The 25098-nt window shown below is 70.6% G+C and carries 23 protein-coding genes; 9 read left to right on the top strand and 14 right to left on the bottom strand.

The features are described 5' to 3' along the window. Positions 1-6 precede the first annotated feature (6 nt). The 3 genes from AC1Q9M_RS19795 to AC1Q9M_RS19785 all read right to left on the bottom strand — a co-directional run bounded on the left by AC1Q9M_RS19795 (position 7) and on the right by AC1Q9M_RS19785 (position 3150). The gene (locus tag AC1Q9M_RS19795; protein WP_291117359.1) at positions 7-933 is read right to left on the bottom strand and encodes a LysR family transcriptional regulator; all 927 of its coding nucleotides are present in this window, start codon (positions 931-933) and stop codon (positions 7-9) included. A gap of 63 nt (positions 934-996) precedes the next feature. Then, the gene (locus AC1Q9M_RS19790; RefSeq protein ID WP_492435342.1) at positions 997-2208 is read right to left on the bottom strand and encodes a CaiB/BaiF CoA transferase family protein; all 1212 of its coding nucleotides are present in this window, start codon (positions 2206-2208) and stop codon (positions 997-999) included. An 18-nt stretch (positions 2209-2226) separates the two neighbouring features. Further along, complete coding sequence (locus tag AC1Q9M_RS19785) at positions 2227-3150, bottom strand: hydroxymethylglutaryl-CoA lyase (protein WP_492435340.1); 924 nt, start codon at positions 3148-3150, stop codon at positions 2227-2229. A gap of 110 nt (positions 3151-3260) precedes the next feature. On the opposite strand from AC1Q9M_RS19785, the gene AC1Q9M_RS19780 reads away from it, so the two are divergent. After that, on the top strand, positions 3261-4007 hold the full coding sequence (locus AC1Q9M_RS19780) for an IclR family transcriptional regulator (RefSeq protein WP_382322898.1): 747 nt from the start codon (positions 3261-3263) through the stop codon (positions 4005-4007). 117 nt (positions 4008-4124) lie between these two features. Here AC1Q9M_RS19780 and AC1Q9M_RS19775 read toward each other — a convergent pair whose 3' ends face one another. Further along, entirely contained in the window at positions 4125-5210 is a 1086-nt protein-coding gene (locus AC1Q9M_RS19775; protein ID WP_382322897.1) for a porin, read from the bottom strand. Positions 5211-5589: 379 nt separating this feature from the next. Here AC1Q9M_RS19775 and AC1Q9M_RS19770 point away from each other — a divergent pair, with 379 nt between their 5' ends. Next, a complete protein-coding gene (locus AC1Q9M_RS19770) occupies positions 5590-7803 on the top strand; it encodes a malate synthase G (RefSeq protein WP_492435337.1) in 2214 nt (737 codons plus the stop codon). A 42-nt stretch (positions 7804-7845) separates the two neighbouring features. Here AC1Q9M_RS19770 and AC1Q9M_RS19765 read toward each other — a convergent pair whose 3' ends face one another. From AC1Q9M_RS19765 to AC1Q9M_RS19730, 8 genes are read right to left on the bottom strand one after another with little or no spacing between them, the layout of a single operon-like run. Next, positions 7846-8940 (bottom strand): Rieske 2Fe-2S domain-containing protein, encoded by a 1095-nt coding sequence (locus AC1Q9M_RS19765; protein WP_382322895.1) that lies wholly within the window; start codon positions 8938-8940, stop codon positions 7846-7848. Between the two features lie 35 nt (positions 8941-8975). Further along, positions 8976-9932: a PDR/VanB family oxidoreductase gene (locus AC1Q9M_RS19760; RefSeq protein ID WP_382327627.1), complete on the bottom strand. Its 957-nt coding sequence runs from the start codon at positions 9930-9932 to the stop codon at positions 8976-8978. A 3-nt stretch (positions 9933-9935) separates the two neighbouring features. Further along, complete coding sequence (locus AC1Q9M_RS19755; RefSeq protein WP_291117335.1) at positions 9936-10496, bottom strand: MarR family winged helix-turn-helix transcriptional regulator; 561 nt, start codon at positions 10494-10496, stop codon at positions 9936-9938. Between the two features lie 22 nt (positions 10497-10518). Further along, on the bottom strand, positions 10519-11220 hold the full coding sequence (locus AC1Q9M_RS19750; protein WP_382322894.1) for an ABC transporter ATP-binding protein: 702 nt from the start codon (positions 11218-11220) through the stop codon (positions 10519-10521). Further along, positions 11213-11974, bottom strand: a complete 762-nt coding sequence (locus AC1Q9M_RS19745) for an ABC transporter ATP-binding protein (protein WP_291117329.1) — start codon at positions 11972-11974, stop codon at positions 11213-11215. The genes AC1Q9M_RS19750 and AC1Q9M_RS19745 overlap by 8 nt, the downstream gene beginning before the upstream one ends. Continuing rightward, the gene (locus AC1Q9M_RS19740) at positions 11971-12978 is read right to left on the bottom strand and encodes a branched-chain amino acid ABC transporter permease (RefSeq protein WP_492435334.1); all 1008 of its coding nucleotides are present in this window, start codon (positions 12976-12978) and stop codon (positions 11971-11973) included. Before AC1Q9M_RS19740 ends, AC1Q9M_RS19745 begins: the two co-directional genes overlap by 4 nt. Beyond that, entirely contained in the window at positions 12975-13832 is an 858-nt protein-coding gene (locus tag AC1Q9M_RS19735; protein WP_382162870.1) for a branched-chain amino acid ABC transporter permease, read from the bottom strand. Before AC1Q9M_RS19735 ends, AC1Q9M_RS19740 begins: the two co-directional genes overlap by 4 nt. A 25-nt stretch (positions 13833-13857) precedes the next feature. Then, positions 13858-15036, bottom strand: a complete 1179-nt coding sequence (locus tag AC1Q9M_RS19730) for an ABC transporter substrate-binding protein (protein WP_291117322.1) — start codon at positions 15034-15036, stop codon at positions 13858-13860. A gap of 147 nt (positions 15037-15183) precedes the next feature. On the opposite strand from AC1Q9M_RS19730, the gene AC1Q9M_RS19725 reads away from it, so the two are divergent. After that, on the top strand, positions 15184-15486 hold the full coding sequence (locus tag AC1Q9M_RS19725) for a hypothetical protein (RefSeq protein WP_382322891.1): 303 nt from the start codon (positions 15184-15186) through the stop codon (positions 15484-15486). A 13-nt stretch (positions 15487-15499) separates the two neighbouring features. Here the strand turns inward: AC1Q9M_RS19725 and AC1Q9M_RS19720 are convergent, their stop codons facing one another. After that, entirely contained in the window at positions 15500-16249 is a 750-nt protein-coding gene (locus AC1Q9M_RS19720) for an SGNH/GDSL hydrolase family protein (protein WP_382322890.1), read from the bottom strand. Between the two features lie 122 nt (positions 16250-16371). Here AC1Q9M_RS19720 and AC1Q9M_RS19715 point away from each other — a divergent pair, with 122 nt between their 5' ends. Continuing rightward, entirely contained in the window at positions 16372-17958 is a 1587-nt protein-coding gene (locus AC1Q9M_RS19715) for a gamma-glutamyltransferase family protein (RefSeq protein ID WP_382327631.1), read from the top strand. 35 nt (positions 17959-17993) lie between these two features. Further along, the gene (locus AC1Q9M_RS19710; protein ID WP_444688013.1) at positions 17994-19061 is read left to right on the top strand and encodes an acyltransferase family protein; all 1068 of its coding nucleotides are present in this window, start codon (positions 17994-17996) and stop codon (positions 19059-19061) included. Here the strand turns inward: AC1Q9M_RS19710 and AC1Q9M_RS19705 are convergent. Next, positions 19048-19857 (bottom strand): crotonase/enoyl-CoA hydratase family protein, encoded by an 810-nt coding sequence (locus tag AC1Q9M_RS19705; RefSeq protein ID WP_492435330.1) that lies wholly within the window; start codon positions 19855-19857, stop codon positions 19048-19050. The two genes, AC1Q9M_RS19710 and AC1Q9M_RS19705, sit on opposite strands and share 14 nt — an antisense overlap. A gap of 102 nt (positions 19858-19959) precedes the next feature. Here AC1Q9M_RS19705 and AC1Q9M_RS19700 point away from each other — a divergent pair, with 102 nt between their 5' ends. The 4 genes from AC1Q9M_RS19700 to AC1Q9M_RS19685 all read left to right on the top strand — a co-directional run bounded on the left by AC1Q9M_RS19700 (position 19960) and on the right by AC1Q9M_RS19685 (position 25067). Beyond that, complete coding sequence (locus AC1Q9M_RS19700) at positions 19960-20436, top strand: sigma-70 family RNA polymerase sigma factor (protein WP_492435328.1); 477 nt, start codon at positions 19960-19962, stop codon at positions 20434-20436. 4 nt (positions 20437-20440) lie between these two features. Next, positions 20441-21472: a FecR family protein gene (locus tag AC1Q9M_RS19695; RefSeq protein WP_444688010.1), complete on the top strand. Its 1032-nt coding sequence runs from the start codon at positions 20441-20443 to the stop codon at positions 21470-21472. 71 nt (positions 21473-21543) lie between these two features. Further along, positions 21544-23823 carry a TonB-dependent receptor gene (locus tag AC1Q9M_RS19690; RefSeq protein WP_444688009.1) on the top strand — a complete coding sequence of 760 codons (2280 nt, stop codon included), beginning with the start codon at positions 21544-21546 and terminating at the stop codon, positions 23821-23823. After that, positions 23823-25067 (top strand): PepSY-associated TM helix domain-containing protein, encoded by a 1245-nt coding sequence (locus AC1Q9M_RS19685; protein WP_492435326.1) that lies wholly within the window; start codon positions 23823-23825, stop codon positions 25065-25067. The genes AC1Q9M_RS19690 and AC1Q9M_RS19685 overlap by 1 nt, the downstream gene beginning before the upstream one ends. Positions 25068-25098 lie beyond the last annotated feature (31 nt).

Here is a 25098-nt window from a genome sequence, read left to right as displayed (position 1 = left end):
AGGGGTTCAGGTTTTCCAGAAGTCGGGCCGCGCGTACTCGTGCTTGAGGAAGTCGATCCACAGGCGCACGCGCAGCGCGAGGTGCTTGCGTTGCGGGAACAGCACGAAGATGCCATTGGGCGGCGCGGCGAAGTCGTCGAGCACGCTTTCCAGCCGACCGGCGGCGATGTCGGCCTCCACCTCCCAGGTGCTGCGCCAGGCGATGCCATAACCGGCCAGGCACCATTCGCGCAGCACCTGGCCGTCGGTGCAGTCCAGCGGGCCGTTGGGGCGCAGGTGCACGATCTCCACCTCGCCCAGGCCGCCGGGCGCCGGCACGGTGAAGGCCCAGCCCCGGGTCTGCGAGGCGTCGCTGGAGAGCGTGAGGCAGTCGAAGCGCACCAGGTCGGCCGGCACCTGCGGGCGGCCGTGCTGCTGCAGGTAACGCGGCGTGGCCACGCACAGGCGGCGGTTGTCGGCCAGTCGCACGCTGACCAGGGAGGAGTCCGGCAGATCGCCCACGCGCACGGCGCAGTCGTAGGCCTCGCCGGCCACGTCGACCACGCGGTCGCTCAGGTTCAGCGAGATGGTGACCTCGGGATGCAGTTCGCGAAAGCGCGGCACCAGCGGCGCCACATGGCGGCGGCCGAAACCGGCCGGCGCGGTGATGCGCAGGTGGCCGCTGGCCTTGACGCCGCCGGCGCTCACGCTGGCTTCGGCGTTGGCCATGTCCACCAGCAGGCGCTGGCAGTCTTCCAGGAAGGCGCTGCCTTCGTGGGTGAGGGTGATGCGCCGCGTGGTGCGCACCATGAGCTTCACGCCGAGCCGGGCTTCGAGGGCGTCGAGCCGGCGCCCGATGATGGCCGGGGCCACGCCCTCGGCTTTGGCGGCGGCGGTGAGGCTGCCGCGCGTGGCGACCGCCACGAAGGTTTCGAGTTGCTTGAGTTTGTCCACCCGGGCAGATTACCCCACCTGCAGGAGCGAATCAATGATAAATTTGGGCCGATTGATGACTTTTCAGGCGGTTTTGACGACCGTGCGGCTCAGTTGCGCCGCGTCCTCCGCGCCGTAGCCCAGCTCGGCCAGCAGCTCGGCGCTGTGTTCACCGAGTTTCGGCGGGCTGCGGCGCACGCCCAGGCGTTCGCCGTCGAGCGCCAGCGGCAGCAACACGGTCTGCGCGGCCTGGCCGGCGCGCTCGCCATCGGGCAGGGTGATGGGCGCGAGCCCGCCGGTGGCGCAAAGGTGGGGGTCGTCCAGCAGTTCGTGGGGTTTGGTGATGGGCGCGAACGGCAGGCCGTGGCGCTCGAACAGCGCGGCGAGATCGGCCGCGCTCTGCAGGGCCAGGCGTTCGCGCAGCAGGGGAATGAGCCAGTCGCGGTTGCGCACGCGGTTGTTGTTGCCTTGCAGGCGCGGGTCGGCCTGCAGGTCCTGGTAGCCGAAGGCGTCGCAGAAGATGGCCCACTGCGTGTCGCTCACCACGGCGAGGAAGATCTGCTCGCCGTCCTTCACCTGGAAGACGTCGTAGATGCCCCAGGAGGAGATGCGGTCGGGCATGGGCGCGGCGGCCTTGCCGGTGACGGCGAACTGCATCATGTGCTGCGCGACGAGGAAGACGTTGTTCTCGAACAGCGAGCTCTGCACCTCGCAGCCTTCGCCGGTTTTCTCGCGCGCGCTGAGCGCGGCCATCACGCCGATGGCGCCGAACAGGCCACCCATGATGTCGTTCACCGAGGAACCCGCGCGCAGCGGGTCGCCGGGGCGGCCGGTCATGTAGGCCAGGCCACCCATCATCTGCACCACCTCGTCGAGCGCGGTGCGGTGGTCGTACGGGCCGGGCAGGAAGCCTTTGTGGCTCACATAGATGAGGCGCGGGTTGAGCTTCTTCAGGCTGGCGTGATCGAGCCCCAGCTTCTTCATGGTGCCGGGCTTGAAGTTCTCGCTCACCACGTCGGCGGTGGCGATCAGCTTGAGCACGGCCTCCCGGCCTTCGGGCGACTGCAGGTCCAGCACCAGGCTTTTCTTGTTGCGGTTGAACAGCGGGTAGAAGCCCGCGCCCGAGCCGAGCAGGCGGCGCGTGTTGTCGCCGGCGGGTGGCTCGACCTTGATGACCTCGGCGCCCAGGTCGGCCAGCACCATGCCGCAGGTGGGGCCCATGACCATGTGGGTGAATTCGACGACGCGGATGCCTTCGAAGGGCAAGGGACGGGGGGTGTCTTGGGTGTCTGGCATGGCAGGGGTGGAGAAGTTTCAGGCGGCGCGCCAGCCCTTGGGCAGGCCGGCTTCGGGCGTCATGCCGTACACCGGCTCGCCGGGCAGGCCCGCGCGCAGGGGATCGCGCGCGGCGATGAGGGTCGAAAGATCGATGCCGGTGCGCACGCCCATGGCCTCGAACATGAAGACCAGGTCTTCGGTGACCACGTTGCCGGAGGCCCCTGGCGCGTAGGGGCAACCGCCGAGGCCGCCGAGCGAGGCGTCGAAGGTGCGCACGCCCACGTCGAACGCGGCCAGGCAGTTGGCCAGCCCGAGGCCGCGCGTGTTGTGCATGTGGGCCGCGCCCGCGCGCTCGCCCAGCTCGGCGCGCAGGCGCGTGAACAGGCGGCGCACCTGCGCGGGGTTGGCCATGCCGGTGGTGTCGGACAGGCCCACCTCGTCCACGCCCGCCCTTACGCAGGCCACGGCCAGGCGGATCACCTCGTCTTCGTCCACCACGCCCTGCAGCGTGCAGCCGAAGGCGGTGGACAGGCCCACCTCCATCGCCACGCCGGGCGCGGTATCGCGGCGCAGCGCGTGCACCTCGCGCAGCTCGTCCACCATCTGCTCGCGCGTCTTGCGCACGTTGGCCAGCGAATGCGCCTCGCTCGCCGACACCGGCAGGGTGATCTTGTGCACGCCCGAGGCCAGCGCGGCCTCGGCCCCGCGCCGGTTGGGCACCAGGGCCATCACGGTGATGCCCTGGTGCCGCAGGGCGTGGCGCACCACGTCGACCACGTCGGCCATCTGCGGCAGCAGCTTGGCGGGCACGAAGGAGCCGACCTCGATCTCGCGCAGGCCGGCGGCCACGAGCGCATCGATCCAGCGCAGCTTGTCGGCCGTGGGCATGGTGGCCTTCACGGACTGCAGGCCGTCGCGCGGGCCGACTTCGCTGATGAGGACTTCGGGGGCGTTTTGCATGGAAGAAGCCGGGTTGCTTGCGTTTTACAAGATAGAACGATATTCTTTCTAGCAAAAGAATCGCAGATCACTTCCGTCCTGTCAACCAAGCCCCTTCCTCCTCCTCCTTCATGCCCCGAAAAGCGCAGACCCCTTCCTTGGCCGATGCCAACGCCGCCACCGGCGGCACCGCCGCGGTGGACCGCGCGCTCTCGCTGCTGGGCGCGTTCCACGCGGGCGACGCCTCGTTGTCGCTGGCCGAGCTGGCCGAGCGCACCCAGCTGCACAAGAGCACCGCGCTGCGCCTGCTCGCCTCGCTCGAACACGCGCACCTGCTGCAGCGGCTGGACGACGGGCGCTACGCCCTGGGCGGCGAGGTGGCGCGGCTGCACGGCATCTACGCGGCCTCGTTTTCGCTGGACCGGGTCGTCATGCCGGTGCTGCGCCAGCTGGTGTCGGCCACCGGCGAGAGCGCGGCCTACCACGTGCGCCAGGGCCAGGCGCCGAACCAGACGCGGCTGTGCCTCTACCGCGTGGATTCGCCCCATCCGGTGCGCGACCACATCCGCGCAGGCGACGTGCTGCCGCTGCACCAGGGCACGGGCGGGCGCGTGCTCTCGGCGTTCGGCGCGGGCGATGACAGCCGCAAGCCCACGCCAGCCGACAAGCGCGTATTGGCGCGCATCCGCACCGATGGCTTCATGACCGCCGTGGGCGACCGCCTGGCCGAGGTGGCCGGCATTTCGGCACCGGTGTTCCACGCGGACGGCTCGATCGCCGCCTCCCTCACGCTCACGATGCCGGCGCACCGTTTCGATGAGCGGCACGTGGGCAAGGTGCTGGCGGCGGCGCGGCAGCTGAACGGGCGGGTCGGTTGATCACCGGGTGCCGGATCGACGCGGACCGGAAAGAGAACAAAAAAAACCCACCGCCGGATGGCGGTGGGCAATTCCAGCACCTGGCCCCCTGCGGCCAGGTGTTGACCCTTGTCTTGCTCAGAACCGGTGACGCAGGCCCACGCCGTAGGTTTGGTCCTTCAACGTGCTGACCGGCGCCGATTCCCTCTCGAACTTCACGTTCGTCAGGCCCGCGTACACGGTGGTGCGCTTGCTCAGATCGTGGCGGTATTCGACGCTGGCGGAGGAGGTCTTGCCGACGCGCAGGCCGGTCGCGACCGCCTTGGTTTTCTCGCTGCCGATGCCCGCGTTGAGGCTGCCCGCCGAGCCCACCGGAACGGCCACGCTCAGCACAAAGCCGCTGTCCTTGATGCCGTTGGTCAGGCCGTTCTTCTGGTTGACGAACTGGGCCAGCACCTTCACCGCGGTGAAGTCGTAGCTCACGCCCAGGCCGGTGGACTTGGCCGTCGTGGCGGCCGGACCGGCACTCTTGACGGCCTCATACACACCCTGCACCGCCACCGGACCACCTTCGTAGAGGGCGGACAGGCCCATCGTGCGGCCGGCCGAGACGCCGGGACCACCGTTTTCGCCGAAGGCATATTGCAGGGCGCCGGTGAAGCCGCCCATGTTCGGCGTGGTGTACTGCAGCATGTTGTCACGGCGAAGGGCCGGGGACAGCGCGCCGACCGCCGCAGGTGTCGTGCCGGGGAGCGCGCCCGCAGGCGCCGGGCCAAAGATGGCGTTGGTGGCGGAGAAGCTGGAGGTGCCCTGGGCATCGAACCGGTCCATCAGCAGGAACATCTGCGTGTATTGGCGGCCCATTTCAAAGGAACCGAAGCCACCGCTCAGGCCCACCTTGCTGGTGCGGTTGAAGCCACCGGGCGCGACGCTGGTGCCGGTGTCGGCGTTGAAACCGGACTCCAGCTGGAACGTGGCCTTCAGGCCACCCCCCAGGTCTTCCGTTCCCCGCAGGCCCCAACGGCTGCCGTTCAGGCCGCCGCTCGTCAGGCTCGTGCCTGGGCCGGTGCGGGTGCTGACGCCGGCCACCGTGGTCTTGGTGGTGTTCTTGCCCACATAGAGGTCCACCAGGCCATACAGCGTGACGTTGGATTGGGCGTGGGCGACCCCGGTCAGGGCACCGAAAGCGGCCAGGGCGACCGCCGTCTTTTTCAAGAGTGTCATTTTTGAGATTTGAGATGGGTTCAACACATGCCACCAGCGAGCGCCTTGTGAGCCACCGGTGGCCTCTTAACGGACACGCACACGGTGTTGCGCGCCGAATTTCGGAAGAACCCGGAATCTAGGGATTTAGACTCAAAGAATTACAAACAAGGAATTAGGCAGCTCGAATCAGGATCGAAGTGCAGAAATTCTTCAACCAAAAGAATTCATCCGATCAAGGCAAAGCGGCACGATGCGCCCATTCGAGGCCCATTACCCACAGTCAAGTCACTGATCCGTGACGAAAAATCGAATTAATGCTGACGTGGGTATGGAATACAGTTCGCTCACGCCCGCGCCAGTGCGGGCACCCCCACTTTTCGCCCAGACGGAGCTTTCCATGACCGCACGCACCCAGATTCACGGCCTGAAGGTCGCCACCGAACTGTTCAACTTCATCAACCAGCAAGTGCTGCCCGGCACCGGCGTGAGCGAAGCAAACTTCTGGCAGGGCTTCGACGGCATCGTGGCGGACCTGGCGCCCAAGAACGCGGCCCTGCTGGGCGAGCGCGATCGCCTGCAAACCGAGCTGGACACCTGGCACGCGGCCAACCCCGGCCCGATCCGCGACATGGCGGGCTACCGCAAGTTCCTGGAAACCATCGGCTACCTGGTGCCGCAACCCAAGAGCGTGAAGGCCACGACCAGGAACGTGGACGACGAGCTGGCCGTGCAGGCCGGCCCGCAGCTGGTGGTGCCGATCCTGAACGCGCGCTACGCGCTCAACGCGGCCAACGCGCGCTGGGGCTCGCTGTACGACGCGCTGTACGGCACGGACGTGATTTCGGAAGACAAGGGCTGCGGCAAGGCCGGTCCCAAGGGCGGCTACAACCCCAAGCGCGGCGCCAAGGTCATCGAGTACGCGCGTTACGTGCTGGACCGCACCGCGCCGCTGAAGAAGGGCTCGCACGTGGGCTCGATCGGCTACCGCGTCAACAAGGACGGCGAGCTGGTGGTGACGCTGGCCGACGGCGGCACCAGCAAGCTGGCCGACAAGTCGCAGTTCGTGGGCTACCAGGGTGAGGCCAAGAGCCCCAGCGCCGTGCTGCTCGCGCACAACGGCCTGCACCTGGAGATCCAGATCGACCGCAGCACGGCCATCGGCAAGGGCGACGCCGCCGGCGTGAGCGACCTGGTGGTGGAAGCCGCGCTCTCGACCATCCTGGACCTGGAAGACTCCGTGGCCGCCGTGGACGCCGAGGACAAGGTGCTGGCCTACCGCAACTGGCTGGGCATCCTGCAGGGCACGCTCACCGAGTCCGTCAGCAAGGCGGGCAAGACCTTCACGCGCGGCCTCAACGGCGACCGCGAGTACACCGCGCCCAACGGCAAGAAGAACGGCGTGCGCCTGCACGGCCGCTCGCTCATGTTCGTGCGCAACGTGGGCCACCTGATGACCAACCCCGCCGTGCTCTGGGGCGCGGACGACAAGGAAATCCCCGAAGGCATCCTGGATGCGATGGTGACCACCACCATCGCCCTGCACGACCTCAAGCGCACGAAGAAGGACGCGATCCGCAACTCGCGCAAGGGCTCGGTCTACATCGTCAAGCCCAAGATGCACGGCCCGCGCGAAGTCGAGTTCGCCGCCGAGCTGTTCGGCCGCGTGGAAAAGGTGCTGGGCCTCAAGGACAGCACGGTCAAGCTGGGCATCATGGACGAGGAGCGCCGCACCTCCATCAACCTCAAGGCCTGCATCGGCGCGGCCGCGAGCCGCGTGGCCTTCATCAACACCGGCTTCCTGGACCGCACCGGCGACGAGATGCACACCGCCATGCTGGCCGGCCCCATGGTGCGCAAAGGCGACATGAAGGCCAGCGCCTGGATCCAGAGCTACGAGAAGAACAACGTGATCGTGGGCCTCTCTTGCGGCCTGCGCGGCAAGGCGCAGATCGGCAAGGGCATGTGGGCCATGCCCGACCTGATGGCCGAGATGCTGCGCCAGAAGATCGCCCACCCCAAGGCCGGCGCCAACACCGCCTGGGTGCCCAGCCCCACCGGCGCCACGCTGCACGCGCTGCACTACCACCAGGTGCTGGTGTCGGACGTGCAGAAGGAACTGGAGAAGATCGACGCCAACGCCGAACGCGACAACCTGCTGACCGGCCTGCTGACGGTGCCCGTGAGCAGCAACCCGAACTGGAGCGCGGCCGAGAAGCAGCAGGAGCTGGACAACAACGTGCAGGGCATCCTGGGTTACGTGGTGCGCTGGGTGGACCAGGGCGTGGGCTGCTCCAAGGTGCCCGACATCCACAACGTGGGCCTGATGGAAGACCGCGCGACGCTGCGCATCTCCAGCCAGCACATCGCCAACTGGCTGCACCATGGCATCGTGAGCGAGAAGCAGGTGCGCGACACCTTCGAGCGCATGGCCGCCGTGGTGGATGGCCAGAACGCCGGCGATCCGCTGTACAAGAAGATGGCCGGCAACTTCAAGACCAGCAAGGCCTACCTCGCCGCGCTGGACCTGGTGTTCAAGGGCAAGGAGCAGCCCAGCGGCTACACCGAGCCGCTGCTGCACGCCTGGCGCCTGAAGGTCAAGGCCGCGGCCTGACCCCCGAAAGCCCGCCACCCGGCGGGCTTTTTTTGATGGAACTCAGGCCGGCTGCGGATCGGCCGATGCCGCGGTCAGGCGCTCGACGATGCGGCGCGCGCGGTTGCCCCCCACGTCGACGTGGATGTCGATCCAGCTGGGCTTGCCGCCGAAGCGCTGGATGTTGCGGTACTGCTCTTCGATCACCACGCGGTCTTCGTCGAAGGTGAAGGCGGTCTGCTCGATGACGGCCTCGATGTTCTCCGGCATGTCGGGGTGCCGGGTGCTGGACATGCTCCAGAAGTAGTGGCAGCTCTCCTCGGTCTCGGGCGTGATGCCGTGCAGGCCGCGCATGTGGAAGCCGCCGCGCTCGGGGTCGTCGATGGCGTCGGTGCCGGGCTCGACGGCGCCGGTCCAGATCCTGAGGTGCGAGAGCTCGAACTCGATTTCCTGCCAGCGGTCGCAGGTCTCGCCGAAAGGCCAGGCGGCCTTGTAGGTCGGCGGCGGCGTGGAGCCGGGCATGAGGCGCACCACCTTGACCTTGTCACCGTCCTGCGTGACGTTCATCTTGGCGCTCATGTGCAGCCGGGCGTTGCCGCCGATGGTCTTGAGGTGCACGTAGCCGAGGTGGCTCAGGTCCAGCAGGTTGTCGTGGATCAGCTGCCAGGGCGCGTTGTAGTGGTACTGGCCGGAGCCGAACTTGTAGCGCGGGTCGTCGTGCCAGGGGTAGTCGGGCGCCTCGACGGTGGGTGCGCCGCCCTCTTCCTTCGGCATCCAGATCCAGAGGATGTGGTTCTTCTCGGCGACGTGGTAGGCCTTGACCCGGGCCTTGCCCGGAATGCGGTCCTGCCCCGGGATCTCGATGCACACGCCCGTGGGCGCATACAACATGCCGTGGTAGCCGCAGCGCACGCCCGAGGCCTCGACCGTGCCGCACGACAGCGGCAGCGAGCGGTGGCAGCAGCGGTCTTCCAGCGCGGCGACCTGGCCTTCGCCGGTGCGGAACAGCACGACCTTCTGGTTCAGGAAGGTGCGGCCCACGGGCTTGTCGGTCAGGTCGCTGGAGAAGCCGGCCATGTACCACTGGTTCAGCGGAAAGCGACCGCGGCTGGCGGCGGCGGGCGGGATCGGTTGGATGGCGATGCAATCGGCGTTCATGGGGGTCTCCTTGGGTGACGGTCAGGCGGTCGGTCTCACAGGTCGAGGACCAGCGTGGGGGATTTCGAGCGGGAACAGCAGGGCGTGAACTGGTCGTTGGCGGCGCGCTCCGCGTCCATCAGGCAGCTGTCGCGGTGGTCGGGCGTGCCCTCGAGCACGCGGGTGAGGCAACTGCCGCAGACACCGGCCTCGCACGCGTAGTTCACGTCCACGCCGTGGTCCAGCAGCACCTGGAGCGCGCTCACGCCCACCGGCACGTCGAGCGTGGCGCCGCTGCGCTGCAGGCGGATCTGGAAGGCCTGGTCAGCGGTGCTGTCGGCCACGGTGCCCGCGAAGTGCTCGCGGTGCAGGCGCGCCTCGGCCCAGCCGGCCGCGCGCGCGGCCGAGAGCACGAAGTCCATGAAGCCGGCGGGGCCGCACACGTAGAGGTGCGCGCCCTCGGGCGCGGCCCGCAGCAGGGCCGGGGCGTCGAAGGCCTGGGGCGACGGCGCGTCGCTGAAATAGAGCCGCGTGTGCCCGGCCAGCGGCCCGGCCTCGATCTGCCCGCGAAACGCCATGCGCCCGGGCGAGCGCGCGCAGTAGTGCATCTCGAAAGAGCGGCCGGTGTCCTGCAGGTGCTGCGCCATCGACAGGATGGGCGTGACGCCGATGCCGCCGGCCACCAGCACGCTGTGCGGGGCCTCGACCAGCTCGAACAGGTTGCGCGGCGCGCTCACCTTGAGCACCGCGCCCACCTGCACCCGGTCGTGCATGCCGGCCGAGCCGCCGCGCGACTGCGGTTCGCGCAGCACGCCGATGCGCCAGCTGCGCCGCTCCTGCGGGTGGCCGCAGAGCGAGTACTGGCGGATCAGGCCGGGCGCGACCTGGACGTCGATGTGGGCCCCGGGGCGGAAGGCGGGCAGCTCGTTCGCCCCGATGGGCTCCAGGTCGAAGCTGCAGATGCCGTCGGCCTCCGGTTGGCGCGCGCGCACCCTGACGTCCAGTTCCACCATGTCTCAGTCGCTTTCGGGGGGCGCCGGCTTTCGCGGCGGTTTGCGGGTTTTGGCGTACTTCTGCTCCACGAAGCGCTGGGTCGCGGTTTCCACGGCCGGCAGGTTTTCGTGCAGGCGGCGCAGCAGCACCAGCAGGGTCTCGGCTTCGTCGGCGGACAACACCTCGAGGAAAGCGCGCTCGCGTTCGAGCGCCACTTCGCGGATCTGATCGTGCATGGCGCGGCCCTTGGTGGTCAGCACCGCGATGCGGGCCCGGCCGTCGCGCGGGTCCAGCTCGATGCGGATGAAGCCACTTTCCTGCATGGACTTGAAGCAGCGGCTGACCGAGGCCTTGTCCATGCCGATGACGCGCGAGACCTGCTGCGCGGAGATCGAACCTTCGATGGCCAGCAGCACCAGGCAGCGCCAGGTCTCGATGCCCACCCCGAAGATCTTCAGGTAGTGCTGGGACGCACCGCGCGAGAGCTTGTTGGCGGTCCAGGTCAGGTAGGCCGGGACGTAGTGGTCGAGGTCGATCTGCTTGAGCGGATCGCTGACGGCGGGGAGGGATTTGGAGGTTTTCATGCCTCTATTCTGGACACGCATGTCAGTGCACCGCCATCCCGACCCAGCGCTCCAGCGCCGCGGTGTCGCGCGCCAGCTCGTCGGCGGGTGCGCCGTGCACCACCACGCCGTGGTCCAGCACCACCGCCCGGCCCGCGTAGGCCAGGGCCTCGTCGACCTGCTGTTCCACGATGACGACCGCGATGCCGGTCTGCCGGCTCATCTCGCCGAAGGCGCGCAGCAGGTCCAGGCGGATCAGCGGCGCCAGGCCTTCGAGGGGCTCGTCCAGCAGGATCAGCCGGGGCTGGCCCAGCAGGGCGCGCGCCACCGAAAGCATCTGCTGCTCGCCCCCCGAGAGCTGGGCGCCCCCGTTGCGGCGGCGCTCGGCCAAGCGCGGGAACAGCTCGTAGGCCTCGCTGAGCGCGGCGCGCGGGCGGTGCTTGAGGCCGGCGAGCAGGTTCTCCTCGACGCTCAGCGAGGGAAACACGTCGCGGGTCTGGGGCACGTAGCCCAGGCCGCGCTGCGCGCGCTGGTGCGCGGACAGCCGCGTGACGTCCTCGCCCTGGAAGGTGATGGTGCCGGCGCGCAGCGGCACCAGGCCCATGACGGCGCGCAGCGCCGTGGTCTTGCCCACGCCGTTGCGCCCGATCATGGCCAGGCGCTCGCCGGCGCCGACCTCGAACGACAGGCCGTTGAGCACCGTCGTGGGGCCGTAACCGGCCGTGGCGTCTTTGACTTCAAGCATGCCGTGTCGCCTCTCCATGGCCCAGGTAGGCCGCGCGGACCAGGGGGTCGCGGCGGATCTCGTCCGGCGTGCCGTCGGCCAGCACCGCGCCCTCGGCGAGCACCAGGATGCGGCTGGCGAAGCGGAACACCAGGTCCATGTCGTGTTCGATGATCAGCACCGCGAGGTCCCGCGGCAGGGCATCGAGCGCGGCGAGCAGGCGCTCGCCGTCGCCCTTGGGCACGCCGGCCATGGGCTCGTCCAGCAGCAGCACCTGGGGCCGCAGCGCCATGGCCAGCGCCATCTCGATCAGGCGTTGTTCGCCATAGGCCAGGTCCTGCGTCGGCGTGGCGGCCTGCCCTTGCAGGCCGAAGCGGGCCAGCAGCGCCCGGGCCTCGGCCTGGAGCGCGGGGAAACTGTCGATGCCGCGCCAGAAGCACCCGCCGAGTCCTTCGCGCTCGAACAGGGCGAGTTCGATCTGGCGCTGCACCGGGAAGTGCGGCGCCAGCGTGGTGATCTGGAAGGTGCGGGCCAGGCCGGCGCGCACGCGCTGGGCCTGGCTCAGGCGAGAGACGTTCTCGCCGCGCAGCCAGATCTCGCCGCTGTCGGCGGGGAACACCCCGCTGATCTGGTTCACCAGCGTGGTCTTGCCGGCGCCGTTGGGGCCGATGAGGGCCAGGCGGTCGCCCGGCGCGAGCTGGAAGGAGACGTCGCGCGTCACGTGGATGCCGCCGAAGCGCTTGTCCAGGTGGCGCAGTTCGAGCAGGTGGCTCATGCGCGGCCTCCCCAGCGGTTGCGCAGCCAGGCCACGGCCTTCGCGGGCGACACCAGCACCACCAGCATCAGCAGGCCCCCCACCACGAACAGCCAGTGGTAGGGGTTGATGGAGGCCGCGGTGTGGTGCAGCACCAGGAACACCGCCGCGCCCACCAGGGCACCGCTCAGGCGCCCGGCACCGCCCAGGATCAGCATGACCAGGGCCTCGGCGGAGAGGGAGAACGACAGGCTGTCCAGGCCCACCACGGCGGTGGTCTGCGCGGAGAGCGCCCCGGCCGCGCCGGCCAGCGCGCCCGCGGCGGCGTACATGCCCCAGAGGCGGCGGTAGACCGGCGTGCCCAGGGCGGCCATGCGGGCGCGGTTTTCGTGGATGCCGCGCACGGCCATGCCGAACGGCGAGTCCACCAGGCGGCGCGCGGCATAGAAGCAAACCACCAGCACCGCCAGCGCGTAGAACGCGGCCAGCCGGCCTTCGAGGTCGAATTGGAACTGCCCCAGCAGCGGGCCCATCACGTAGCCCGAGAGGCCGTCGTCGCCGCCCGTCCAGTCGCGCGCCTTGTGCGCCAGCGACAGCACCATCTGCGCCACCGCCACGGTGAGCATGAGGAAGGTGAAGCCCTGGTAGCGCAGCAGAAAGGCCCCGGTCGCCGCCGCGAGCACGGCGCCCGCCAGCACGCCGACGGCCAGGCCCACCAGCGGGTCGGGCATCACGCGCAAGGCGAACACACCCGCCGCGTAGGCACCCACGCCGAACATCGCGGCGTGTCCCAGGGTGGCCAGGCCGGCGATGCCCACCACCAGGTCCAGCGACAGCACGAAGAGGCCCATGATGAAGATGCGCGTCAGCAGCCCCAGCTGGTCGGGCAGCAGCAGGCAGGCCGCCAGGCCCAGCGCCAGCATCACCAGCGGCGCGCGCCAGGCCGGCGCGCAGCGCGGCGAAGCGGCATCGCCGTCTTGCGGGCCCGCGAGCGCCCGCGTCTTGAACAAGGACAGGGCGTTCATCGTTTCAACAGTCCGTTGGGACGCCAGGCCAGGAAGAGGGCCATGGCGGCGAAGAAGAAAAGGCTGCCCCAGTCCGAGGCCAGGTACTTGCTCGCGGTCTCGATCAGGCCGAGCACGATGGCCGCGCACAGCGAGCCCGCGATGCTGCCCATGCCGCCCACGGCCACGACGACCAGCACCAGCACCAGGTACTTCAGCGCGTAGTAAGGCTCCAGCGGCATCACCTCCGCGCCCAGCACACCGCCCAGGCCGGCCATCGCCGCGCCGGCGGCGAAGGTCAGGCACTGCACGCGGCGGATCGGAATGCCCAGCGTCGAGGCCGTGCCCGCGTGGTCCACCGCCGCGCGCAGCCAGATGCCGAAGCGCGTGCGCGTCACCGTGAGCGCGGCCAGCACGGCCACGGCCAGGCCCACGCCGATCACGAGCAGGCGCTGGGCCGGCAGGGTGCGGAAACCCAGGTCCACCGAGCCCGACAGCGAGGGCGGCAGCTGGACCATCTGCACCTGCGGGCCGACCAGGGCATTGGTCGAGGCGATCAGCACGAAGGTCAGGCCGATCGTGAAGAGCACCTGGTCCAGCTCCTTGCGCTGGTACAGGTGCCGCAGGACCAGCGCTTCCAGCAGCGCGCCCAGCAGGCCGGTGGCCAGCACCGCCAGCGGCACGGCGATCCAGAAGCTCCACTGGAGCTCGCGCGTCAGCAGGGCCACGCAGTAGCCGCCCACCATGGCGAAGGCGCCATGGCTGAGGTTCACGAAGCGCATGAGCCCCAGCGTGACCGACAGGCCCACGGCGATGACGAACAGCACCATGCCGTAGGCCAGGCCGTCGATCAGGATGTTGGAGAACGTGATCACGTCGCTTCGTCCATCAGCCGCCGCATCAGGGGTTCAGGCCGTGATCGGTCTGCGGTCCGAAGCTCTGCACTTCCTTGTTGACCAGCACGCCGCCCTCTTTCTCCACCTTGCGCAGGTAGACGTTCTGGGTGATGTGGCGCGTCTTGGCGTCGATGCGCACCGGGCCGCGCGGGCTTTCCCATTGCAGCTCGCGCGCCGCAGCCAGGGCCTTGGCGCCGTTCTTCTGGCCGCCGGTGGCCTCGATCATCTTGTGGATGACGTGCATGCCGTCCCACGCGCCGACCGAGGCGTAGTTGGCCACCGCCGCCGGGTTCTGCTTCTTCAGCGCGGCGACGAAGGCCTTGTTCGCCGGCGAGTCGTGCGCGCCGGAATAGTGGAACGCGGTCGTGAGGCCGAGCGCCGAGTCACCGAACTTCTGCAGGTCGAACTCGTCCGTTTCCGAGGTGCCCAGGAACTGGATGCCGGCCTTGGCCAGGCCGTTCTCGTTGTAGGCCTTCACGAAACCCAGGTTCGGCGGGCCGCCTGGCAGGAAGGTGTAGACCGCCTGCGCGCCGCTGGCGCGGATGCGCTGCGCGAACGGGCCGAAGTCCGTGGTGGCGATGGGCATGCGGATGGTCTCGACCACCGTCCCGCCCTGCTTGACGAATTCGCTCTTGAACGCCGCTTCACCGTCCAGGCCCGGGCCGTAGTCCGTCACCGCCGTCACCACCTTCTTGATGCCCTGCTTGGCGGCCCACTGGGCCAGCGGCACCGTGACCTGCCACAGCGTGTAGCTGCTGCGGATGAAGTACTCGGACTTCTCGGTGATCGACGAGGTGGCCGCGTTGAAGATGACCGTGGGCGTCTGCGACTGCTGGATCAGCGGTGCGACCGCGAGCGCGTTGGGCGTGAAGACAAAACCGCCCAGGTAGTCCACCTTGTCCTTGACGATCAGCTCCTGCGCCAGCACCCGCGTCTGCGCGGGGTTCGGGCCGCCGGTGTCGCGGTAGATGAACTCCACCGACTTGCCCGCGAGCTTGCCGCCCTGGCTGGCCACATAGGCCTCCACACCGGCCTTGAACAAGGTGCCGTAGTGCGCGAACGGGCCGGAGAACGGGCCGATGACGCCCACCTTGATCGCCGGGTCCTGCGCGTGGACGGGCGCGGTGGACAGGACGGCGGCCGCCAGGGCCGTGCCGCAGAGAACGCGTCGTGAGATGGACATGTCTGTCTCCTGGTTGTTGCGCCACTCGGGGGAAATGGCATCGGTGTTGACGGCTCGAATTATGGTTGTATTGCCAACCAGTTGCAATATCAACCAAATGCGGGTTTACCCTGAACAGCGTTCGGCGGACCGGCTAAGCTCGCCGCCATGCCCGCAATGAACTACCTGCTTTTTGACGCCAGCGACGACGGCGAAGGCACCGGCACCTGGGACGCCATGGCCAGCGTGCGCGCCGCGCAGCTGCCCGACGTGATGACCGAGGTGCGCGCCGTGCTGGACTGGGCCGAGACCCACGCGCCGGGCCCGCGCGGCCCACTCGACGAAGGCGGCGCGTGGGACGCCGACGAGCAGGTGCGGGCGGACGGCGAATGGACCACGGTGACGCTGACGGTCACCGGCCCCTGGGGCTGGGGCGAGGCGCTGCTGGCGCACTTCGCGCCAGCCGATTGAAGACCCCGCAGCGCTAGCGTGCCTTCGCGGGCGCCAGCACGGGCTCGAGCCGGCCTTGCGCCATGAGTTCGTCGAACCACACGCGGTAGCCCGCGTCGCTGGGGTGCAGGCCATCGGCCGCGTTGAGCTCAGGCCGCTGGGCGAACGGGTCGTCCGCCTTCTCCTTGAACAGGTTCACGTACACCGCCCCGTGCCGCGCCGCGGCCTCGCGCACGAACCCATGCATCGAACGGGCGCGCGAGCTCATGAGCCAGGACACCGGTGCGAAGAAAAAGGGCGCGTTGCCCACGTTGCCCGCCGGCATGAGCAGCACGCGAGTGCCGCGCGCGTGGGCGAGCACGGCCACGCGCTCGATGTCGGCGCGCACGCCGTCGAGCGCGCGCAGCCGGATCACGTCGTTGCCGCCGGCCTGCACCAGCACCAGGTCGTGGCGCGCGGTGGCGGCCTCGAGTTGGCCGATCACCTGGGCGAAGGTCGCGCCATCGCTGGCGCGGTTGTCGATGTGCAGCCTCGGGTAGGCCTGCGCCAGCAGGCCGGCCAGGCTGTGCCGCGGGTCGCTGGCACCGGTGCCCACGCCGGTGCTGTCGCCCACGATGAGCAGGCGCAGCGTGGCGTCCGCCGGGGCCTGCTGCAGCGGCTCGCTGCGCTGGGCCAGCTCCCGGGCCTGGCCCATGCGCCAGACCGCGCAGCCCGAGGTCGCGAGCAACACCACCAGCAGAACGGCGATGAGGGTGGGCAGCACGGGCCAGGAAGGGGAACTCATGCGGCCCAGTCTATGCCCCGGCGTCGCTGGCGCGTCAACGGCCCGGATTTGGCCCTTCGCGGCGCCGCGACAATAGCGGGTTGCCCCATGTTCATTTCCCGACGCGCAGGAGACGCTTTCCGATGATCCATACCCACAAGGCCCTGGGCGGCATGGTGGTCGCACCCCATCACCTGGCGGCACAGGCCGGGCGCGATGTGCTGCGCGACGGCGGCAACGCGGTCGAGGCCATGGTGGCCGCCGCCGCGGCCATCGCCGTGGTCTACCCCCACATGAACGCCATCGGTGGCGACGGTTTCTGGCTGATCCACGAACCCGGGCAGCCGGTGGTGGCGATCGACGCCAGCGGACCGGCCGCCGCGCTGGCCACGCGCGACTTCTATGCCGGTGCGCAGGAGATCCCCGCGCGCGGCCCCACCGCCGCGCTCACCGTGGCCGGCACCCTCGGCGGCTGGGCCGAAGCGCTGAACCTGGCCGCGCCCTGGGGCCAGGCCCTGCCGCTGGCGCGCCTGCTGGCCGACGCGATCCGCCACGCGCGCGACGGCGTGGTGGTCACCACCAGCCAGTCCGCCCTGACCCGGCAGAAGCTCGACGGCCTGAAGGACGCGCCGGGCTTCGCCGCCACCTACCTCGTGGACGGCCAGCCGCCCGAGCCCGGCCACCTGCTTCGGCAACCCGCGCTGGGCCAGACCCTGGCCACGCTGGCCGAACGCGGCCTGGACGACTTCTACCGCGGCGAGCTGGGCCGGCGCATCGGTGCCGAGCTGGAGCGCCTGGGCAGCCCGCTGCGCACCACAGACCTCGCGGCCTACCGCGCGAAGCGAGTCCAACCGCTCGTGGTGCGCCTGAAGGACAGCACGGTCTACAACCTGCCGCCGCCCACGCAGGGCCTGTCGGCGTTGATGATCCTCGGCCTGTTCGACCGCCTGGGCGTGAGCGAAGGCGAGGGCTTCGAGCACCTGCACGGCCTGGTGGAGGCCACCAAGCGCGCCTTCCGCGTGCGCGACCGCGTGGTGACCGACCCGGGGCGCCTGCCGACCGACCCGCAAAGCCTGCTGGAGGCCGCCTCGCTGGACACCCTGGCCGCGCAGATCGACCCGCGCCAGGCCTTGCCCTGGCCCGACCCGGCCGCGCCGGGCGACACCATCTGGATGGGCGCGATCGACGCCCAGGGCCGCTCGGTCAGCTTCATCCAGAGCGTGTACTGGGAATTCGGTTCGGGCACCGTGCTGCAGGACACCGGCATCTGCTGGCAGAACCGCGGCACCAGCTTCTCGCTCGACCCGCAGGCGCTCAACCACCTCGAGCCGGGCCGCCAACCCTTTCACACGCTCAACCCCTCGCTGGCGCTGTTCGACGACGGCCGCGTGATGCCCTACGGCACCATGGGCGGCGAAGGCCAGCCGCAGACGCAGGCCGCGGTGTTCACGCGCTACGCGCGTTTTGGCCAGCCGCTGCAGCAGGCCGTGAGCGCGCCGCGCTGGCTGCTGGGACGCACCTGGGGCGACAAGAGCACCACGCTCAAGCTGGAGAGCCGCTTCAACCCGGCCCTGGTGCAGGCCCTGCGCGACGCCGGCCACGTGATCGAGGAACTGCCCGAGGCCTTCAGTGACACCATGGGCCACGCGGGCGCGCTGGTGCGCCACCCCGACGGGGTGATCGAGGGCGCGGCCGACCCGCGCAGCGACGGCGGCGTGGCGGCGCTGTGAGGGCCGCTGCAAGCCTCGGCGCGGGTGAGCGCCTGATGTTCATCGACCTGCTCAAGGCCGTGGGCTCGCAGCTGATCGTGCTGCACCACCTCGCCTTCTACGGCCCCATGTCGGACTGGACGCACCGGCTCGCGCCCGAGCTCGTGACCTGGTTCAGCCAGGACGCACGCATGGCGGTGCAGGTCTTCCTGGTGGTCGCGGGTTTCCTCGCGGCGCGCAGCCTCGCGCCCGACGGCGTGCTGCGCGCCGCCTCGCCGCTGGGCCAGGTCGGCCAGCGCTACGTGCGCACCGCCCTGCCCTACATCGCCTCGCTGCTGGTCGCCATGCTGTGCACCGAACTGGCCCGCCTGTGGATGGCGCACGACTCGCTTTCCGCGCCGCCCGGGCTGTGGCAGTTCATTTCGCACGCGCTGCTGCTGCACACCCTGCTGGACGTGGACTCGCTCTCGGCCGGCGTCTGGTACGTGGCGATCGACTTCCAGCTCTACGCCCTGCTGCTGGGCCTGCTCTGGCTGGCGCGCCGCCAGCACGCGGCCGGCGCCTGGGCGCAGGCGCTGGTGGTGGTGGTGGTGGCGGCCTCGCTGCTGCACTTCAACCGCGAGAGCGACTGGGACAGCTGGGCGCTGTACTTCTTCGGCGCCTACGGCCTGGGCGCGCTGACCTGGTGGGCCACCCACAGCGACGAGGCCTGGCGCAGCGGCCGCTGGCTGCTCGGCGCCCTGGTGGCGATGACGCTGCTGGCGCTGGCGATCGACTTCCGCGAGCGCATCGCGCTGGCGCTCGCGGTGTGTCTGGCGCTGGCCTGCTCGCAGCGCCAGGGCTGGCTGTTCACCTGGCCGCGCAACCGCGTGGTGGCCTACCTGAGCCGCATCTCCTACGCGGTGTTTTTGCTCAACTTCCCCATCGCGCTGGTGGTCAACGCGCTGTTCACGCGCTACGGCAGCGCCGACGCCGAGGTGCAGACGCTCGGTGTGCTGCTGGCCTGGCTCGCGTGCAACGTGGCGGGGGCCCTGTTCCACCACGCGGTGGAACAACCGCTGGGCCGCCTCGGGCGCCGGCGCGAGCCGGCCCTGGCCGGGACGGCGCCGCTCAGCGCCCGGTGAAGCGCGCGGCGCGCTTGGCCTGGAAGGACAACACGCCTTCGCGCGCGTCCTCGCTGTTCGCCAGGCGCCGCTGCGTGGCCTCGAATTCGTCGGCCGCCGCCGTCGGCCCTTCCTCCACCGCCTTGAGCGCGTTGAGCCGCGTGGCCACCACCGCCAGCGGCGCCTGCTGGGCGATCGCCTGCGCGATGCGCAGGGCCTCGTCGAGCTCGCTGCCGGCGGGCACCACGCGCTGCACGAAGTGCAGCCGCAGCGCCTCGGCGCTGTCGAACACGTCGGCGGTCAGCAGGTGCAGCAAGGCGTTGCCCAGGCCCGCGCGCTCGGCCATGCGCAGCGTGGCGCCGCCCGTGGCCATGATGCCGCGCTGCACCTCCAGCTGAGAGAAGCGGCAGTCGTCGGCCGCGACCACGATGTCGGCCGCCAGCATGAGCTCGATGCCCAGCGTGTAGGTGATGCCCTTGACCGCGACCACCATCGGCTTGGTGCGGCGACGCAGGCCGGGGCGGCCCAGGTTGAGCGGGTCCACCAGGCCCTCGGCGATGGCGCGTTCGCCGCGCTGCATCAGTGGCGCGAAGCTGGGCAGGTCCAGCCCGGCGGTGAAGTGGTCGCCCTCGGCGTGCAGCACGCCCACGCGCAGCGCGGGGTCGTCGTCGAGCCGGGTGTAGGCCTCGGCCAGCGCCTGCAGCATGGCCGGCGTGAAGCCGTTGCGCTTGGCCGCGCGGTCGATCACGATCAGCAGCACGGGGCCTTGCACCTCGGTGCGGATGCGGCCTTCGGAAGGGGTGGGGTCGGCGCTCATGCGGCCCATGGTAGCCACGCGCGCGCCGACGGGCTGTCGCCTGCGCACGGCGGCACACCGCGCATAATTGCGAATAACTCTCATTTACACATCTTCCCATCCGTGGCCACGCACTACTACGCCGAGCTGCTCAACTACTTCTCGCGCGCGCTCCAGAACCGGGAAGCGGCGGCCGACGTGGTGCAGGAGAGCTACGCCCGCGTGCTGGGCATGGACGGCCAGGCGCTGGTGCGCGACATGCGCGCCCTGCTGTACCGCACGGGCAAGAACATCGTCATCGACGACGCGCGCCGCCGCCGGGTGGAGGCCGGCATGCTGGAGACGCTGGGCCTGATCCACCGCGACGAAGCGCCCTCGGCCGACCGCATCGCCAGCGCGCGCCAGCAGCTCTCGCGGCTGGCCGTGCGGCTGGCCACGCTGCCGCGCCGCCGCCGCGAGGCCTTCATCCTGGTGCGCGTCTATGGCCACACGCACGCCGAGGCGGCCGAGCACCAGGGCGTGAGCGTCGAGGCGATCGAAAAGCACGTGGTGCGCGCGGTCTGCGACCTGATGGACCTGGCCACGGCACACGCCGCCTGAGCCGATGCCCGCCACCCGCACCCCTCCTCACGCGCCCGCGGCCTCGCCGCGCGCGCAACTCGAACACGCCCTGCTGCTGATCGCCCGCGTGCACGGCGGCGACGCGCGCACCGCCGAGACCGCGCGCGAGGCCCTGGCGCACTGGCGCAGCGCCCACCCGGCGCACGAATCGGCCTACGGCGCCGCGCGCGCCGGCTGGGACGCCACCAGCGCCGATGCCCTGCGCGGCGAACTGCCCCTGCCGGCCTCGCACCAGGAGCGCCTGCGCGCCGGCCGGCGCAAGGCCCTCTCGGTGCTGGGCCTGGGCGCCCTCTTCCTGGGCGCGGGCGCGCTGGCGCGCTGGCACTGGCGGCAGGCGCTGCACGAGGTGGCGCTGCAGACGCCGCGCGGCCAGATCAAGACCACCACCCTGCCCGACGGCAGCGGCCTGGCGCTGGACGCCCACACGCGCGTGCGCATCGCGCTGTACCGCGACCGCCGCGAGGCCTGGCTGGACGAGGGCGAGGTGCAGTTCAGCGTGGCGGCCGACGCGGACCGCCCCTTCCTCGTCATGACGCGCTGGGGCCAGGTCCGCGTGCTGGGCACGGTGTTCACCGTCGAGGCGCGGCAGTCGCGCATGCGCGTGGCCGTCTCTCAAGGCCGCGTGGCGGTGTGGGCCGGTCCCCTGCCCGAAGGCGGCGTGGGCGCCGCGCTGGCCCGGCCGGTGGACACCGTGCTCGGCGCCGGCCAGGCGGTGCTCACCGAGGCGCAGGCCCTGGGCCCGGTGCTCCCGGTGGCCACGGCGGAGATCGCCGCCTGGCGCCAGGGCTGGCTGGTGTTCGACAACACCCCGCTGCCCCAGGCCGTCGCGCGCTGGAATCACTACCTCGGCGCGCCGCTGCGGCTCGACGACGACCCGGCGCTGGCGCGGCTGCGCCTGACCGGCAGCTTCCCGCTGCGCTCGCCGGGCGTGTTCGTCGACAGCCTGCCCGCCAGCCTGCCGGTGCGCACCGAGCGCCTGGCCGACGGCGGCGTGCGCATCGCCGCGCGGCGCTGAAAAAAATTGTCCGGTTCCGGGCGCGGGCCGCGTCTTCACAGCAGACCACCCTGCTGAAAGGACCTTTTTCCATGCCCCGTTCCCTGCCCTCCGCCCCGCGCCGCTGGCGCGCCACCGTGCTGGCCTGCGCCGCCGCCCTCGCCACCCTGGGGGCCTCCGCCGCCCTGGCCCAGGGCGCCTCGTCGGCCGCCCTCGCGGCGCCGCACGCCTTCAACCTCGGCGCGCAGCCGCTCGGCCAGGCCCTCAATGCCCTGGCGCGCCAGGCCGGCGTGGCGATCTCGGTCAACGCCGAACTGGTCGCCGGCAAGTCGGCCGCGGCGCTCAGCGGCACCATGAGCCTGCGCGAGGCGCTGGAGCGCGTGCTCGCCGGCAGCGGGCTGGACGCCCACCTGGAAGGCGGCAGCGTGGTGCTGCGCCCGGCCTCGGCCGCGCCCGCGGCCGACCGCGCGCTGCGCGAGGTGCGCGTGGTGGCCGAGCGCACCAGCCCCGGCACCTTTCGGCTCGAGGGCGAGCCCGGCCCGGTCGAACCCGGCATCGTGACCGCGCGCACGCTCGAGCGCCACGCCGCGAACGACCTCGAGGACGTGTTCGCCAGCCAGCCCGAGATGGCCGTGGGCGGCGGCCACGCGATCGCCCAGAAGATCTACCTGCGCGGCGTCGAGGACACGCTGCTCAACGTCACCATCGACGGCGCGGGCCAGGTGGCCCAGGCCTTTCACCACACCGGGCGCGTGCAGCTCGAGCCCGAGCTGATCAAGCGCGTCGAGGTGCGCCCCGGCACCGGCGACGCCACCGCCGGCCCGGGCGCGCTCGGCGGCGTGGTGCGCTTCGTCACCAAGGATCCCGAAGACCTGCTGCGCGAAGGCCAGTCGGTGGGCGCGCTGCTCAAGGGCAGCTACTTCAGCAACTCGGAAGGCCTCAAGCTGCACACCAGCGTGTACGGCCGCCTCGCCGAGAACTGGTCGGCCATGGCCGCGCTCACCGACCAGGACTTCAAGGACTACCAGGACGGCGCGGGCCGGCGCGTCGCCAACACCGGTTCGCAGCAGGCGCTGGGCTTCTTCAAGCTCGTGGGCAAGCTGGCCCAGGACCACACCGTGCGCCTGAGCTACGACCGGCACGAGGACGAAGGCCTGCGCACCCAGCGCCCGCAGTGGATCGCGAGCAGCTTCAACCGCGCCTACCCGCTGCAGAGCGAGCGCGAGACCTGGAACCTGGGCTACACCTACCGCCCGGCGTCCAACCCGCTGTTCGACGTCGCCTTCAACCTCTACCAGACCGACACCGACATCGAGCAGAACGTGATCGGCCGCTGGGGCCGCTACCGGGGCAGCATCGAATCCACCGGCTTCGACCTGCGCAACACCTCGCACCTGGAGCGGCACGAGATCACCTACGGCGTGGACCACCGCAAGGACCGCAGCAGCGCCGGCCCGGCCACCAACCCCACGTCCGAGCGCGAGCGCGGCGGCGTGACCGGCTTCTACGTGCAGGACCGCATCACCCTCACGCCCGAACTCACGCTCGACCTCGGCGCGCGCCACGACCGCTACACGCTCAAGGACACCAACGGCCTGTCGTTCAGCCACAGCGGCACGAGCCCCAACGCCAGCGTGCGCTACGGCGTGACCCCGCAGCTGGCCCTGCTGGCCGGGCATTCGCGCGCGCTGCGCGGCCCCAAGATCCGCGACGCCTTCAAGCTCGACACCATCACCAACGACCCCAACATGCGGCCCGAGCGCGCCCGCACCTCGGAGCTCGGCTTCGAGTACACGCGCAGCGCCTGGCGCTTCAACGGCAAGGTCTACGACACCACCATCCGCGACGTGATCGCCGACCCCATCGGCAATCCCGCGCGTTATTTCAACGTGGGCGAACTGCGCTCGCGCGGCGCGCTGCTGCACACCACCTACGACTGGAAGCAGGTGCAGCTCGGCGCCGGCCTGCACCACAACCGCGCCACGCTCAACGGCCAGCGGCTCAACGTGTACGACCACAACGGCCTGGGCGCGAGCATGGGCAACACCCTCACCACCAGCGTGGACTGGCGCGTGACCTCGCGCGTGGACGTGGGCTGGGCCGGCCGCTTCGTGCAGGGCATCGGCTCGCTGGACACGCCGGTGGGCCGCGTGCGCAAGCCCGGCTACGCGGTGCACGACCTCTACGCCAACTGGCGCCCGACCGGCCGCGACAGCTTCACGCTGACCTTCGCGATCAGCAACCTGTTCGACAAGGACTACCTGGACCACGCGAGCAACGAGGACTTCCAGCGCATCCCGGGCTATGAGGGCATCGTGGGCTCGCGCGAACCCGGCCGCGAACTGCGCCTGACCGCGACCCTGCGCTTCTGATGCCGGTCGACCTGCGCAACGGCCTGGTGTGGCTGCACCGGTACGTGGGGCTGGTGATGGCGGCCTTCCTCATCCTGGCCGGCCTCACCGGCGCCGTGCTGGCCTGGTACCACGCCTTCGACGCGGCGATCAACCCGCAGTGGCTGCGCGTGGTGCCGCCGTCGGCCGGCGCGCAGCCGCTGCCGGCCCTGGTGCTGCGCGACCAGGTGCTCGCGCGCCATCCGCAGGCCGAGGTCAACTTCGTGCCGCTCACGCAGCCCGCCGGCGCGCCGGCCGTGTTCTTCATCGAAGGGCCGGAAGACCCGGCCACCGGCCGCCACCGGCCGATCGAGGAGGACGAGGTCTTCGTCGACCCCTACAGCGGCGAGGTGCTGGGCGGGCGGCGCTGGGGCGACATCAGCCAGGGCTGGAGCAACCTCATGCCCTTCATCTACCGGCTGCACTACCAGGAGGCGCTGGGCACGGTGGGCACCTACGCCTTCGGCGTGATCGCGCTGCTGTGGACGCTGGACTGTTTCGTGGGCGCGGCGCTCACCCTGCCGCGCTCGCGCGGCCCACGCGCCGACACGCGGGCGACCGGCTGGTGGACGCGCTGGGCACCGGCCTGGCGGGTGCGCTGGGCGCAGGGCCGCTACAAGCGCTGGTTCGACCTGCACCGCGCCGGCGGCCTCTGGCTCTGGGCCTGGATGTTCGTGTTCGCCTGGTCCAGCGTGGCCTTCAACCTGCGCGAGGTCTACTACCCCACCATGCACAGCCTGGCGGGCACGCAGGAGCGGACCGAAGCGCCGGCCGTGAAACCCGTGCCGCGCGACGAACCCGCCATGGGCTGGCACGCCGGGCTGGCGCAGGGCCGCGCGCTCATGGCCGAGCTCGCGCGCGAAAAAGATTTCAACGTGCTCAACGAAGAGCGCCTGTCGTACAGCCCCCACCGGGGCAGCTTCCACTACCGCGTGCGCAGCGACCGCGACATCCGCGACCGGCGCGGCACCACCTCGCTGGACTTCGACGCCGCCACCGGCGCACGGTTGGGCAGCTACGTGCCCACCGGCGAATCGGGCGGCGACACCTTCACCACCTGGCTGCTCGCGCTGCACATGGCCGACGTGTGGGGCCAGCCCTTCAAGCTCGCCGTGTTCCTGCTTGGCCTGGCCAGCGCGGGGCTCAGCGGCACGGGCGTCTGGATCTGGTGGAAGAAGCGGGCCGGCCGGCAGACCGCGGCGCACCAGCGCCAGGCCCAGCGCTGACGCGGCGGCGCGGGGCGAGTACCCTATGCGC

Source organism: Hydrogenophaga sp. GW823-FHT04C09, assembly GCF_058796355.1.
Note: the sequence above shows the minus strand (reverse complement) of the source record. Positions and strands in the feature narration are given on the sequence as shown.

Bases quoted from the DNA above. Each gene is read 5' to 3' on its own strand.
- AC1Q9M_RS19720 (WP_382322890.1), bottom strand. From the start codon at position 16,249: ATGAGTTCCCCTTCCTGGCCCGTGCTGCCCACCCTCATCGCCGTTCTG.
- AC1Q9M_RS19725 (WP_382322891.1), top strand. From the start codon at position 15,184: ATGCCCGCAATGAACTACCTGCTTTTTGACGCCAGCGACGACGGCGAA.
- AC1Q9M_RS19790 (WP_492435342.1), bottom strand. From the start codon at position 2,208: ATGCCAGACACCCAAGACACCCCCCGTCCCTTGCCCTTCGAAGGCATC.
- AC1Q9M_RS19695 (WP_444688010.1), top strand. From the start codon at position 20,441: ATGCCCGCCACCCGCACCCCTCCTCACGCGCCCGCGGCCTCGCCGCGC.
- AC1Q9M_RS19730 (WP_291117322.1), bottom strand. From the start codon at position 15,036: ATGTCCATCTCACGACGCGTTCTCTGCGGCACGGCCCTGGCGGCCGCC.
- AC1Q9M_RS19685 (WP_492435326.1), top strand. From the start codon at position 23,823: ATGCCGGTCGACCTGCGCAACGGCCTGGTGTGGCTGCACCGGTACGTG.
- AC1Q9M_RS19690 (WP_444688009.1), top strand. From the start codon at position 21,544: ATGCCCCGTTCCCTGCCCTCCGCCCCGCGCCGCTGGCGCGCCACCGTG.
- AC1Q9M_RS19760 (WP_382327627.1), bottom strand. From the start codon at position 9,932: ATGGTGGAACTGGACGTCAGGGTGCGCGCGCGCCAACCGGAGGCCGAC.
- AC1Q9M_RS19710 (WP_444688013.1), top strand. From the start codon at position 17,994: ATGTTCATCGACCTGCTCAAGGCCGTGGGCTCGCAGCTGATCGTGCTG.
- AC1Q9M_RS19715 (WP_382327631.1), top strand. From the start codon at position 16,372: ATGATCCATACCCACAAGGCCCTGGGCGGCATGGTGGTCGCACCCCAT.
- AC1Q9M_RS19745 (WP_291117329.1), bottom strand. From the start codon at position 11,974: ATGAGCCACCTGCTCGAACTGCGCCACCTGGACAAGCGCTTCGGCGGC.
- AC1Q9M_RS19775 (WP_382322897.1), bottom strand. From the start codon at position 5,210: ATGACACTCTTGAAAAAGACGGCGGTCGCCCTGGCCGCTTTCGGTGCC.
- AC1Q9M_RS19765 (WP_382322895.1), bottom strand. From the start codon at position 8,940: ATGAACGCCGATTGCATCGCCATCCAACCGATCCCGCCCGCCGCCGCC.
- AC1Q9M_RS19740 (WP_492435334.1), bottom strand. From the start codon at position 12,978: ATGAACGCCCTGTCCTTGTTCAAGACGCGGGCGCTCGCGGGCCCGCAA.
- AC1Q9M_RS19705 (WP_492435330.1), bottom strand. From the start codon at position 19,857: ATGAGCGCCGACCCCACCCCTTCCGAAGGCCGCATCCGCACCGAGGTG.
- AC1Q9M_RS19770 (WP_492435337.1), top strand. From the start codon at position 5,590: ATGACCGCACGCACCCAGATTCACGGCCTGAAGGTCGCCACCGAACTG.
- AC1Q9M_RS19755 (WP_291117335.1), bottom strand. From the start codon at position 10,496: ATGAAAACCTCCAAATCCCTCCCCGCCGTCAGCGATCCGCTCAAGCAG.
- AC1Q9M_RS19785 (WP_492435340.1), bottom strand. From the start codon at position 3,150: ATGCAAAACGCCCCCGAAGTCCTCATCAGCGAAGTCGGCCCGCGCGAC.
- AC1Q9M_RS19750 (WP_382322894.1), bottom strand. From the start codon at position 11,220: ATGCTTGAAGTCAAAGACGCCACGGCCGGTTACGGCCCCACGACGGTG.
- AC1Q9M_RS19780 (WP_382322898.1), top strand. From the start codon at position 3,261: ATGCCCCGAAAAGCGCAGACCCCTTCCTTGGCCGATGCCAACGCCGCC.